The organism is Bacillus sp. F19 (assembly GCA_023823795.1).
Lineage (GTDB): Bacteria > Bacillota > Bacilli > Bacillales > Bacillaceae > Bacillus_P.
Genome location: CP085710.1, coordinates 2,309,199 through 2,323,020 on the forward strand (window position 1 = coordinate 2,309,199; position 13,822 = coordinate 2,323,020).

The window sequence follows — 13,822 nt, forward strand, 5'->3', positions numbered from 1 at the left end:
GAATGGAGAAAATCAAACAAGATAATTATCAGCAATGGGCAAAAGAATATAAGAATATGAGAGGAGTTCCTGCAGAGCAAGACTTAAAGTATAACCTGTCAGGAATACCGATAAAACCAATTTACACTGCTCACGATATTAAAGAAGAAACACTGTCATATCCTGGGGAATATCCATATACTCGTGGTTTGTACCCTACAATGTATCGAGGCAGAGGGTGGAGTAGAAGACAATTAATAGGACTGGATACTCCTGAAAGATTTAATGAACGGCAAAGAGAATTAATAAAGACAGGGTCAAATGCTATAAGTTTAATATTTTGTAACAGTTTTTATCGAGGTTATGATGCCGATGAAGTGGATTCTCTTCTCGTTGGAACGTGCGGAACACCGATTAATACAATAGAGGACATGGAAATTGCTTTTGATCAGATCCCAATAGATAAAATCAGTATTGCTCTAAATGATCCAATCGGTTTTACTGGATTGGCAATGTTATTAGTCATAGCAGATCGTCGAGGGATTCCATATTCCAAAATAACAGGTACAAGTAACCAATCCGATTTTATATCACACTTTGTTGCTAACCATATGTTTTATCGTATTTCTCTTGATGGAAGTTTAAAGATTTTGTTAGACCACATAAAGTACACAAACAAATATGTTCCAAATTGGAATCCAGTGAGTATTGTTGGGCAACATATGCAACAGGCTGGTGCTACTCCTGCCCAAGCATTAGCATTTACGATTTCGACAGGTATTACTTATATAGAAGAAACATTAAAACAGGGATTATCTATTGATACTTTTGCACCTCGTTTTACATTTTTCTATGATATCAGTATTAGTATGTTCGAAGAAGTTGCAAAATTCCGTGCGGGACGACGAATATGGGCGAAGTTATTAAAGGAACGGTTTGGAGCAAAAGATCCACGCTCAATGCGGTTTAAATTTCATGGTCAAACATCTGGGGCTGAGTTGACTAGACAACAACCATTAAACAATATTGTACGAGTAACTATTCAAGCTATGGCAGGGATTCTTGGAGGTGCACAATCACTTCATACAGATTCATATGACGAAGCGTTAGGGACACCGATAGAGCAAGCAGCTAGAATTGCTATTAATACACAAAATATTTTAGCGGAGGAATCGGGTATTGCCGATGTAATTGATCCGATGGGCGGCTCATATTATTTAGAAAGATTAACAGATCAAATGGAAGAAGAAGTCTGGGGATACATTCAAAAAATTGATGAAATGGGCGGTATGTTAGAAGCAGTTAGAAAGGGTTATGTTCAAAAAGTCATAGGTGAATCAGCTGAAAAATATCAACGACAAGTTGATAGTAAACACAGAGTAATTGTTGGAGTAAATAAATATCAAATCGATGAGAGTGAAGATAAACGACCAAATCTTACAAGGGTAGATCAAAAACTAATTCAAAAACATTTAAAACGTTTAGAAAACTTCAAAAAAAGAAGAGATAAAAGCAAAGTTGATGAAGCTTTAAGTAGAATTGTAGCTGCAACAAATAATGACGATTTAAATATTTTCGCTGAAACAATTTCAGCTATAGAGGCAGGATGTACACACGGTGAAATAATTGAAAAACTAAGAGAATGTTACGGTTTTGGACACCCGAATATTGTTTGATTATTCAACCAAAATCAATTTGATTAAAGTTAATAAATAAATATAAGAAAGTCTTATTGACAAATTATTGGGAACGGTAGGGTATTTATCGCAGATTAACGGGCAGTAAGACCCCCAATTCAAGAAGTCGAAGAAACAAAGAATTCTAAGTGGGCGATCAACTGCCCGTAAAAGCCCGATTGGTTCAACTAACCATCAGTGGGGGATGAACAAAACCCCCACTAATGGAAATTTCACTTTATGAATGCCCTGCTATCCTCTTTATCTGCTTAAAGTATATTGAAGGAATACACCTTCTGTTAGAATCCGAGATTATTATAAATTCCCATAAGAAACTATCATGAGTTTTAATATACTACTCAGTAAGGAATTTGAATGAGCTTATGCAGAATCTAACTAATTAGAACGGAATAAGCAGAGCCGGGCTTTGTGAAATTACCAAGGAAAACAAAATATTTTCTTTTGTTATGTTAGAAAGTATTGACCAGATTAGTGATGTTCCGTCCCTTTTTCCATAAAAAGAAATTGTTTATTTCGGTAATCAATCCTTAGCGTGGCTGCGTAAGACGTTTACACTCTTTTTTTCATGATCTAAAAAAGAATGGTGGGATATTTCTATGGCATATTTACTAGAGGAACACCAAATCCTTCGAACATCTTTAAGGAAGTTTCTAGAGAAGGAAGCTTATCCTTATTATGATGAATGGGAAAAAAATCGTATGATCCCACGTGATTTTTGGAAAAATATGGGAAAAAATGGTTTTCTTTGCCCATATGTGGATGAAAAATATGGAGGCATGAATGCTGACTTTGGATATTCTGTTGTTTTAATAGAAGAGTTAGAAAAGGTTGGTTCTAGTTTAATTGGAGTATCCAATCACAATGATATTGTAGTACCTTATTTAAATACATTTGGAACAGAAGAGCAAAAGTTGAAATGGTTGCCTGGTTGTCTAAATGGAGATTTGATAACAGCAATTGCAATGACAGAACCCGGGACTGGATCAGACCTAGGCAGTATTAAAACAACAGCTGTAAAAGATAGAGATCATTATATCATAAATGGAGAAAAAACATTTATTACAAATGGCATTCAATCAGATTTGATTCTTGTTGCATGTAAAACAGATCCAAATGTAAATGATCATAAAGGGATAAGTCTAATAGTAGTAGAGCGTGATACAGTTGGCTTTAAGAGAGGGAAAAAACTAGATAAAGTCGGTCTTCATAGCCAAGATACTGCAGAACTAATTTTTGAGGATGCAAAAGTTCCAGCTTCAAACCTATTAGGTGAAGAAGGGAAAGGTTTTTATTATTTAATGGAAAAACTTCAGCAAGAACGTCTAGTTGTTGCCATTGCAGCACAAGTAGCAGCTGAAAAAATGTTAGAGTTAACTATTAAATATACGAAAGAAAGAACTACTTTTGGAAAACCTATCAGCAAGTTTCAAAATACACAGTTTAAGCTTGCGGAAATGGCAACGGAAATCGAATTAGGACGAAACTTTATAAATAATTTAATTGAAAATCATATAAATAATAGAGAAATTGTAAAACAGGTATCTATGGCTAAATGGTGGAACACTGAGATGGCCAAACGAGTAGCATCTCAATGTATGCAATTGTTTGGTGGTTACGGGTATATGGAAGAATATGAAATTGCTAGAAGGTATAGAGATATTCCTGTGGCTGCAATCTATGCTGGGACAAACGAAATTATGAAACTAATTATTGCTAAGAATATGGAATTATAGGGTCTTTAACGTACGAAAATAAATCCTAGCTCTTAATTAAAGGAGTGATTATTCGTGTTAATGAGTAACATAATTGAAAATGTTGTCATGGAATACCCAGCTAAGTTAGCAACAATATATAAAGGCGTTGAAAGGACATATCGGCAATTTTATGAAAGGTCAAGAAAAATCGCTTATGGATTACAACAATTAAATTTTTACAAGGGTGATCGAATAGCCATTCTTTTAAATAATCGACCGGAATACTTTGAACTTTATTTTGGAATTTTCAGCTTTGGCGGGATTGCTGTACCTTTAAATACAAGGCTTTCTACTGAAGAATTAAAGTATATTATTATTCATTCAGGAGCAAATACAGTCGTATATGAAGATTCATTTAAGGAAAAAATCTTCTCTTTGCAGAGTGAATTAAAAGGAGTTAAAAATTATATTAGTATTGGGGAAAAGAATGATTTAAGTTTAAATCTTGAAGAAATCATTCATTCTGCACAAAATTATGTTGTAAAAAGTGAAGTAGAAGAAAATGATGTCGCATTTCTATGCTATACAAGCGGTACAACTGGAAAGCCAAAAGGAGCTATGATTACACACAAAAATATGACATCAATGTGTGGTTATCAGTTAATAGAGTTACCTCGTTATAGGTCTTATGTAGGGATGTGTTTATTCCCGTTTTTTCATATCGGGGTAATGATGGGCCTTAACAAAATAGCATTAGGCATGACTTGTGTTTTCTCAGACTTTTCCATAGCAAATGTAGCAGAGGTAGCTGAATTAATTGAAAAACATAAAATTAATGATTTAGATATTACTGCGACACAATTGAAAATCTTTTCGAACGACCCGCTAACTAAAAATTATGATCTTACTAGTTTAAAGACTGTTTCAACTGGTGGTGGATTTACTTTAGATTCTACGATGAGAAAATTCTTTTCAATGTTTCCAATGGGACATGAAGTTGTCTTAGCAAATATATACGGTATGACAGAAAATACTGCACATGTCATGAGTAAGATAATTAGTAAGAGCACGTTAGAAAAAGAGATAGAAAAATTAGACTTATTACCAGGAATAAAAGCATCTGGTATGAGTGCAGGTAAGCCGATATATGGTATGTTAGTGAAAATTGTTGATAACTATGGTAACCAAGTTCCCGACAATCAAGTTGGGGAGATACTTGTTAAAGGAGATACTGTATTGAAGGGGTATTGGCAAGAGCCTGAAAAGACAAACGAGGCCGTTATTGATGGATGGTACTATACTGGTGATCTAGGTATTCGATTAAAAAGTGGAGATTATTTTGTAGTAGATAGAAAAAAAGATATGGTGCTTACTGGTGATGAAAATGTTTATGCAGCAGAAGTGGAAAATGTATTATCTACCCATCCATTTGTAAAAGAAGTAGCAATTATTGGTGTCCCTCATGAATTATATGGAGAAACTGTTACAGCAATCGTCGTTCCAAATGATAATAGTAATATAAAAGAAGAAGAGCTAATAGATTTTTGCAGAGATAAAATAGGCGGATACAAAATACCAAAATTTATATATTTCATTGATCAATTACCTAGAAATGCTGCTGGTAAAATACTAAAACATAAATTAAAAGATAATATGAATAAAATAGCAACATCATACAATTGATAGGAATCATTTTTAGTTTAGGTAGAATAAAACAAAAATAATCAAGCAGAAGTATCTCGTTTTACGAAGAAAGGTAAAATTATTGATATACGTAAACTAGGTGATTATCCAATTCATTTGTCTATGTTTTCTGGAGGGAAAATAGTGGTTGAAAAATTGACTAAAGCTGTTGACAATGTTAGTTGTGAATTTACTAATAGAATTAAGAAACTTCAAAGACGACTGCAAAATGAAAATATAGATGGCGCCATTTTTTTTCAACAGGAAGAAATTTATTATTATTCAGGTACTGGAGTAAATAGTGTATTAATAGTACCAAGTGATCAAAACCCAATTTTATTAGTAAGAATTAATTATAAACTCGGAAAGAAAGACAGCTATATATCAGATGTGAGACCATCAATGGGGATTAGAAGTATTATAGAAACGTTAAAAGAAGTTTACGCAGAAAGAAAGATAGTATTAGGGCTTTCTTTTGATGTAATTAATATTAATTTATTTCATAATTTGCAAAGAAACATACCAAATGCTTCATTTGTTGATGTTCAACCTTTTGTATGGTCACAAAGAATGATTAAATCCGATTTTGAAATCGCACAAATTAATATGGCAGCCGATATTTCCATTAAAGGGTTTGATCATGCTCTTTCAATATTATACGAAGGAATGACAGAAATACAGCTTCAAAAGTTAATTGAAGAAGTGACATATTCTTATGGTGATGAAGGTAATATGATCCAGCGAGGGTCAAATAATAGATTAAGCTTTGGGGTTGTAGTATCAGGAGAAAATACAAGTATTATTTCAGGTAATTGGATGACAATGACGGGATTAGGTAGGAGTGCTATTAGGCCTTATGGCGCAGGAAACCGCCAAATTTCAAAAGGTGATTTGATAATTATTGACAAAGGCACCATATATCAAGGATATCATGCAGACGAAGCCCGTTCCTTTGTGCTTGGAAAGGCTAATGATAGACAAAAGAATTTACAAAAAATATTAATTGAAGTACTTGATTCTACAATTGACTTGATACGTCCAGGAGTATTGGTTTCAGATATTTACCAGAAAGCAGAAGCTACAGCAACTTCGAATGGATATAAAGAAGAATTTATGGGATTAGGGCAATATGGATTTAAATATGTAGGTCATGGTATAGGGTTAGAAATCGATGAGCCTCCTTTAATCTCTGCTTTTAATCATACAGCACTAAAACCGGGTATGGTACTTGCTATAGAACCTAAGTTTATTTTTCCTAACGAATTTGGTTTAACGATGGAAGAATCCGTGCTTGTAACTGATTCTGGATATGAGATATTGACGAAATTCCCTCGCGACAGATTTGAAGTTTAAGTTATACAATTATTTATACTTTTTTCTAAAGAATAATGACACTTTTATATCCAGGATTCAATATAAAAAGCCCTTTCATATGATAAGGTAAATTGGATAGATTCAAAATCTTTTAAAATACTAATTTCAAAAGGCAGTGATCAACATGGCATCATTTCGACAAGAAAGAGCAATTCAAAAGAAACTAAATATATTAAGAACTGCAGCAAATTTATTTATCAAAAAAGGGTACCATGAAACAACAATTGAAGACATTTCTAATGAGCTTAAAGTGACAAAAGGTGCTATATATTATTATGTAAGTAGTAAGGAAGATTTATTATTTCAATGCCATGATATGGTAGCTTCAGCTTGTATTGAAGAACTTCAGATGATTGTTGAAAGTAGCGATCATCCTTCAATAAAGTTAAAGAATGCAATTAAATCTTTAGTATTATTTATAATTGAAGAAAATGCTGTTTTTAGTGTTATTAATAGAACAAATATGCTATCAGATGATACTCGTAAAGCGGTTTTAGAACAACGCGATAGTTATGAAAAACTTTTCCAATCAATTATTGAAGAGGGTGTTCAAAAAGGAGTTTTTGAAACAAATAATATTAAATTAGCCAGGTTATTAATTATGGGAGCAGTTAATTATTTGCCTTTTTGGATCAAACCCCGTGATAATCAATCAAATGATGAGATCGCTGAATTTTTCTCATGTAGCTTGCTTAAATCATTAATCAAATAATCATTTTTATATAAAGAAGTATAACTAGTCAAAATCGATTTCCAATTACCGATAAATTTGCTTTTTTATAAGTTTTAGTGTTTGTTAAGTAGTTTGATTATTATGATTACCATTATTTATTGAAGTTTTTAATTTATTATTTAAGTGGGTGTTAGGAATTTGTTTATTAAACAAGCATTTGATGAATTTCTAAGTTTAGAGTATACAAGAGTAGACTTCGATCAAATAAAAGTAAAATTGCCTATAGTTCCCTTGTATTTAAACAGCATAGGTGTTGTTCACGGTGGAATTATTGCTACTTTAGCCGATGTTGCTATTGGAAATCTATTGCCAATAACTAATCAAGAATGTACTCAAGAGGTTGTTACTCTTGATATGAATATTACTTACCTTGAACCTGCTACAGGAGAGTATTTAATAGCAGTAGCTTCTCCTGTAAGAATTGGTAAAACAATTATTCATGGAGAATGTAAAATCTATGATGACAAAAATAATATTGTAGCAAATTCTTCAGCGATATTAAAAAAGATAAGGGGATCATAGAATATAAAAGAATAAAGAATACAATATACTTTTTTCATATATGCCCCTAGTCTAAGAATATTAATTCTCATTTCACTCGCTTTAGAAAAAATCCTTAATATTTTAAGAGGGTGTTAGAAAGTGAAGAGATTACTTCATACATTCAAATATGATGTTCATTCCAATAAAATTATGGAATTTGCAAATGCCACTCAGGAAGATGATGAAATTTACTACAATCGCGAAATAGCAATTAAACATGGATATCGAGATATCCCGATAACAAATACATTTGGAACAGCTATCGAAATGTGGTCAGGATTTGACTTTCCGAAGCTCGTAGAAATGCTTGAAGTCGACCCAAGTCAAGTATTACATGGGAATCAATCTTTTGAATATTATGATGATATTTGTTCAAATGATGTCCTTTATGGTGAGATAAATCTAATATCAACTTTAACAAAAGGGAAATTAAAATTTTTTAATTTGGAAACTAGATTTTACAATAATGAAGAGAAGCTTATCCTATTAGCTTGTTCAACAATTATTGAAAAAAAGAGTAGAGAAAGCAGGTAGTGTCTAATGGATAATGTATATTCTAGTCCATTGATTGAGATTACTTATGAAATGTTGGTACGTTATGCAGGGGCGTCCGGTGATTTTAATCCAATTCACACAGTGGAAACCAAGGCTGTTGATGCTGGGTTACCAGATGTGATTGCTCATGGAATGCTTATCATGGGGATAACGAGCAAATTCATTAGATCATGGTTTCCTAATAAAAAATTTTTAAATTTTAATGTACGCTTTGTCGATATGACGTTACGTGGAGAAAAAATAAAAATAGTTGGAAAGATACAAGCACAAAATGATCAGGAGAGAATTAAAGTGGATGTGGTAGTTATTAACGAAAAAGGTGATAAAAAAATGAAAGGTTATTGTGAGTTAAAATATTAAAAGGAGGGTACTCAACGCGAATGTTTAAAGATAAAACGATATTAATTACAGGTGCTGGAAGAGGGATAGGAAGAAATTTAGCAATAATGATGGCAGAGAATGGTGCTGAGTTGATGTTAACTGATAGAGATGAAGAACCTATTAGAAAACTTGTTGACGATCTAGAAGCGTACGAATGTAAAGTGTCTTTCTATACAGGGGACCTTACGGATCAAAAGTTTCCTGATCAATTAGTAAAAGAAACAATTTCTTCTTTTGGAAAGCTTGATATTCTAGTAAATAATGCAGGATATACTTGGGATGGTATGATTCATAAAATGTCTGATGAACAATTTCAGGCTATGATCGATATTCACTTATTTGCACCATTTAGATTAATAAGAGCTTCGGCTCCATATATGCGAGAAGTTGCAAAGCAGGAAATAGAAAAAGGAATTACTAATTATAGGAAGATCGTCAATGTTTCTTCTGTTGCTGGGGTAATGGGGAACGTTGGCCAAGCTAACTATGCATCAGCAAAAGCAGGTGTTATTGGACTAACCAAAACAATTGCTAGAGAATGGGGTCAGTTTAATATTAACTGTAATGCTGTTGCTTTTGGTTTAATAGATACTCGATTAACTAAAGCAAAGGAAAAAATAGAAGATAGTGATGAAAAAATATCACTTGGTATCCCTGAAAAGGTCCGAACAATGTTTGAAAAATCTATTCCACAACGAAGAGCTGGTACAGCTGAAGAAGCTGCACAGGGAATTTTTTATTTGGCGTCTCCACTTTCAAATTATATAAATGGTCAAGTGTTGCATCTAAATGGGGGATGGTACACTTAAGTTAATGAACTAGCTAGGTCTTATCGAGGCATTAATAAAATTGTTAAAAACAGTCACTATATCTTAGAAAAATTTCTTGATATATCTCCCTTTAATTACTTATAAGCTTTGAATTGGAAATTAAATAGTCGGAATATTATGTAATTTAAGCTATCAATGTTACTAAAAAATAAACAAGTATTAACTAGGCTCTTTTCGTAAACCTTGTTGCATGCTTTGGAGAAGATCCTTAAACACCAATAGTAACGTGTAAATTACAATTGGGATGATTTTTGCATAGCCAAGATTAAAAATGAATTTAGATTTTAAAAATAATAGATTGATCGTGTTGGTACTACTTAATAGGAGGAATACGATGATTACGACTGGGTACAAGAAATATTGGAATGAAGAAAGAGAAACATTAAATCCGATAAAAAGAGATCGTCTTATTTTGGGAAAAATAAAAGAACAATTAGATTACGTTTACAATCACTTACCATTTTATCGTAAGCATTATGATAATCACAATTTTAAGCCTTCCGATGTGAAAACGTTAGAAGATTTCACCACCAAAGTACCGGTGATAACAAAAAAAATGTTAGTAGAGGACCAAAAGATTAATCCCATCTTCGGAAGTTATGCAGGTGATTTCGCCCCAGAAGATATCGCTAGATTACAAGGTTCAAGCGGAACTTCAGGCACGCCCACATTCTATCAAGTAAGTAAAGCAGACTGGGAACGAGCGGCAGAGGTCCATGCGATGGCATTGTGGTCTACTGGTTTAAGACCAAATGATGTTGTCCAAATTGGATTTCCCTTTTCCATTTTCTTTGGGGGCTGGGGAGTTTTGCAAGGTGCTGAACGAATTGGATCCGCCGTTTTTCCATTGGGAGCGATAGAATCAGATAAGCATTTAGATATGATAGAAAAAGTAAAGCCTACTGCTTTTTCAGCTACAGTGTCATATTGTATGCATCTCCTTATGAAAGCTAGGGAAAGAGGGGTTGACTTATCAGAGAGTTCTGTAATGAGATTAATTGCTGCAGGAGAAATTGGTGCTTCTTTACCTAGTACAAAAGAGATTTTGACAAAAGGCTGGGGTGCTAGTTTACATGATACAGGGTCTACTTCAGAGATGTATCCATTTATGACAAGTACAGCTTGTGAGGCTCAAGCAGGCGTACACCTTTATCAAGATGAAGTATTTACAGAAATTGTAAGCAAGAGTGATCCTAATATTCCCATTCAAGTAGGGGAAAGAGGAGCGACTGTGTATACCCACCTCTGGAGAAAATCACAGCCGATGATCCGCTTTTGGTCAGGGGATGAAAGCTTTATGACAGAAGAAATTTGTTCCTGTGGTCGGACTTATCCACGTTTACCTCATGGGGTGCTTGGCCGCTTAGATGATATGCTTGTCATCCGGGGGGCAAATGTCTATCCAAGCGCGATTGAAAATGTTGTTCGCTCATTAAATTGGAGTGGTGCGGAATATCAAATTATCGTGGATAAAAAAGGTGCATTAGATGAAATGACGGTCAATATGGAGTATCAAAATCAATATAAAACAAGGAATCTCGATGATTTGATAAACGAGGCAAAAGAGTTGTTTAAAAATAAAATTGGCATTCGAGTGAGCATTAATCTTGTAGAACAAGGTTCTATGCCTGAAACGATTTTCAAAGCTCGTAGAGTAATAGATAACCGAAAAAAATAGCATGTATGTAATAAGTGGGTGAAAATTTATTAGCGCCAGAAGGAGTAAAGAAACCCTTTCCATATTTTAAACAACTTCGTTCGGAGGAACCTGTTTATTTTAACAAAAAGTAGAATGGCTGGATTCTTAACCGTTATGAGGATATTAATCTTGCATTAATGAATCCTAAATTAAGTTATGCAAGAATCAAGCCATCTAAAAGTGCCTTAAATGAGATGAAATTGGATATGGCTTCTACTTATGAAATCCTTTCTAAATGGATCGTGTTTAATGATCCTCCTAATCATACGAGGCTGCGGATGTTGGTAATTAGGCTTTTACTCCAAAGGCCGTTGAGAAAATGCGGCCGTTTATGTATGAAATTACCGATTATTTGTTGGATCAAGTAAAGGATTCAAAGCGGATTGATGTGATTCTCGACTATGCTTTTGTATTACCGATTTTAGTGATCTCGAAAATGTTAGGACTGCCAGATGAAGATAGAAATTTATTAAAACAATGGTCTGATAAGTTGTTACTGCTTGTTTTCGGTGCGGTAAAAATGTTGTGGTAATAAATGAGGTCAATAGATGGGAAGTCATGAATATAGAAATGGTCGTCTTATCCAAACCGATAAAAAGTTTTCTGCTTTAACCAAAAAGCAAACAGATTGGATTACAAAAGAATTGAAAGAAAGATAAATCCAAACGATGAAATATTCAGATGTAAAACTTCGTCCTAAAGCCCCTTTTTAGAAAATTCCGTATAAATTTGTATAAATTTCACATTTTGCATTCCGAAATATGGTGTTTTAAAGTATAATAAATACAAACCGGTTGGTATTTATTATAACTGTAACTATATTTAAATGGTGTGTAATTTATGAATAGGGAGTGGTTGAAGTGTTTACAGTCTCATGTTTACTGTTGCTGTTACCTTCTTAGCGATTTTCTCCTTTTCTAATGTATCTTTTGCGGCCGGGGAAAGTCAGTACGATTTAATTGATGGGAAACAGGTATCGACAAATGCAAATGATCCCAAAGTCAAACATATTTACTATACAGGGGACGAACAGGGGAATGAAGTTCGTTTAGGGTTTACAACAAATCAAAAAATAGATGATTATATCAAAAATGAAAAGAAAGAAGAGAAAGAATGATAGCATATCCTACCCTGACAGCACGGTACGAAATTTAGCAATGGTGTTTCGGCAAATAATAATGCATCTTCCGTATACGTTTATAATTAAATTCCACTAGATTAATGGAACATAATTTGGTTTAAATAAACACAAGCTAGATGTGGGAGAACACTTAGTTTTTAAATGACTTTATTGATGTTCATTTTGAGAAAAATGGGTATAGGATAGAGAAAATTAAACAACTATTTTTTCAACACCGTTCTGAAATGGAACGGTGTTATTTGTATTTAGAGTGTTAGGATTTAACAACTTTGATGTGAAGAAATACTACTACAGTAATATTTCTTCCTTTATTCGTAGTCACTGAAAACAACAAAGCGAAGAATGAGATGTATATAGCTGATGAATTTTGTATCGAACGATAGTTAGTACACAAAAAGCATTTCTAAATTTCGTTCTAGAGCGTTTCTCAAGCATCAAAGTTTAAAATAATGATAGGAAAAAGCCTTTGTTTTAGGTATTTTAATCCTTAGCGTACGAAATCCGCGTTTTGCTGGACCCCTTTGGCGCTCAAGGGGTTTTAAGTTTGCCAACTTCCTTTAATTGCTTGTTAACTAATTTTGTATAGAGTATTCATAAACCATCATTCAGACATAATACTCTTATTCATCTTTTTTATTAGGTTCTTGGATTTGAAGCAATTCAATAAAAACATTTAACATGTCCTGTATTTGAATTCGATTATCAACAAAATGTTGCAAATTATATCCATTAAAAAGAGCCATGCCTGCTGTCGCTAAGGTTCGAGCATCTAATGGACTGCCAACAATACCTTCGTCCTTCATTTCTTGAAAAAAATGTGTAAGAAATGACCTCCATTCCTCCATTTGGAAAATAAGCCTTTCTTTAATTTGAGGTAATTCATTCGAAACCATACATCCTTGAAGAAGCATAGGAGAAGATCCTTTTTCATAAGATTCATTTACCAAACGCATAGAGTGTTCTTTAAATTTATTTAGCAAATCTCCATCTTTTTGATTCAGTGCTTCCTTTAAATCTTCAAAATAAAAATCTATACCTTCTTTTATCAACTTTAGCATAAATTCCTCTTTAGTCGAAAAGTGAGCATAGAAAGCACCTTTAGAGTAGCCAGCGTGTTTTACAATTTGATTAACGCTTGTACTAGAATAGCCTTGTTTAGAAAACAATTCAATTCCTGCTTGAATTAATTTGTTAATGGTGTCTTCTGATTGCTTTTGAAAATAATTCAATTTAAGAACTCCCTTTTTAGAAAATTTTGTATTTTTTATATTGTTTAGAATACATTACCATTATATAATAATTACGTAAGTACCGACTAGTTGGTATTAAAATATAAGATTTATTGAAGGGAGATTTATATGAAGAGAGTGCTATTCTTAATCCCTTTTTTATTTTTGACTGCTTGTAGTGGATGAAACTTTGTAGGTACTAGTTGGGAGAAAACTGATTCAGATTGTGGATTAGGCGATACGGTGACATTTCATAAAGATAACAAGGCTACAGTAGACGAATA

At 33.3% G+C, this 13,822-nt stretch carries 13 protein-coding genes; 12 read left to right on the plus strand and 1 reads right to left on the minus strand.

What is annotated here, in order from left to right:
- The first annotated feature begins 2 nt into the window (after window positions 1–2).
- From LIT25_11725 to LIT25_11780, 12 genes are all read left to right on the plus strand, one after another.
- Complete coding sequence (locus tag LIT25_11725; GenBank protein USK35898.1) at window positions 3–1,655, plus strand: acyl-CoA mutase large subunit family protein; 1,653 nt, start codon at window positions 3–5, stop codon at window positions 1,653–1,655.
- Window positions 1,656–2,266: 611 nt separating this feature from the next.
- On the plus strand, window positions 2,267–3,409 hold the full coding sequence (locus LIT25_11730; GenBank protein ID USK36248.1) for an acyl-CoA dehydrogenase family protein: 1,143 nt from the start codon (window positions 2,267–2,269) through the stop codon (window positions 3,407–3,409).
- Window positions 3,410–3,469: 60 nt separating this feature from the next.
- Window positions 3,470–5,053 carry an AMP-binding protein gene (locus LIT25_11735; protein ID USK36249.1) on the plus strand — a complete coding sequence of 528 codons (1,584 nt, stop codon included), beginning with the start codon at window positions 3,470–3,472 and terminating at the stop codon, window positions 5,051–5,053.
- Between the two features lie 144 nt (window positions 5,054–5,197).
- Entirely contained in the window at window positions 5,198–6,406 is a 1,209-nt protein-coding gene (locus LIT25_11740) for a Xaa-Pro peptidase family protein (GenBank protein ID USK35899.1), read from the plus strand.
- A gap of 145 nt (window positions 6,407–6,551) precedes the next feature.
- Window positions 6,552–7,139, plus strand: coding sequence for a TetR/AcrR family transcriptional regulator (locus LIT25_11745; GenBank protein ID USK35900.1), 588 nt, complete (start codon window positions 6,552–6,554; stop codon window positions 7,137–7,139).
- Between the two features lie 159 nt (window positions 7,140–7,298).
- Complete coding sequence (locus LIT25_11750) at window positions 7,299–7,682, plus strand: PaaI family thioesterase (protein USK35901.1); 384 nt, start codon at window positions 7,299–7,301, stop codon at window positions 7,680–7,682.
- A 120-nt stretch (window positions 7,683–7,802) separates the two neighbouring features.
- A complete protein-coding gene (locus LIT25_11755) occupies window positions 7,803–8,237 on the plus strand; it encodes a MaoC family dehydratase N-terminal domain-containing protein (GenBank protein USK35902.1) in 435 nt (144 codons plus the stop codon).
- Between the two features lie 6 nt (window positions 8,238–8,243).
- Window positions 8,244–8,618: a 3-hydroxyacyl-ACP dehydratase gene (locus tag LIT25_11760; GenBank protein USK35903.1), complete on the plus strand. Its 375-nt coding sequence runs from the start codon at window positions 8,244–8,246 to the stop codon at window positions 8,616–8,618.
- Between the two features lie 20 nt (window positions 8,619–8,638).
- Window positions 8,639–9,448, plus strand: a complete 810-nt coding sequence (locus tag LIT25_11765; GenBank protein ID USK35904.1) for an SDR family oxidoreductase — start codon at window positions 8,639–8,641, stop codon at window positions 9,446–9,448.
- 292 nt (window positions 9,449–9,740) lie between these two features.
- Complete coding sequence (locus tag LIT25_11770) at window positions 9,741–11,147, plus strand: phenylacetate--CoA ligase family protein (GenBank protein USK35905.1); 1,407 nt, start codon at window positions 9,741–9,743, stop codon at window positions 11,145–11,147.
- A 352-nt stretch (window positions 11,148–11,499) separates the two neighbouring features.
- The gene (locus LIT25_11775) at window positions 11,500–11,700 is read left to right on the plus strand and encodes a hypothetical protein (GenBank protein ID USK35906.1); all 201 of its coding nucleotides are present in this window, start codon (window positions 11,500–11,502) and stop codon (window positions 11,698–11,700) included.
- Between the two features lie 342 nt (window positions 11,701–12,042).
- A complete protein-coding gene (locus tag LIT25_11780) occupies window positions 12,043–12,285 on the plus strand; it encodes a hypothetical protein (protein USK35907.1) in 243 nt (80 codons plus the stop codon).
- A 644-nt stretch (window positions 12,286–12,929) separates the two neighbouring features.
- Here the strand turns inward: LIT25_11780 and LIT25_11785 are convergent.
- On the minus strand, window positions 12,930–13,538 hold the full coding sequence (locus tag LIT25_11785) for a TetR/AcrR family transcriptional regulator (protein USK35908.1): 609 nt from the start codon (window positions 13,536–13,538) through the stop codon (window positions 12,930–12,932).
- Window positions 13,539–13,822: the final 284 nt, after the last annotated feature.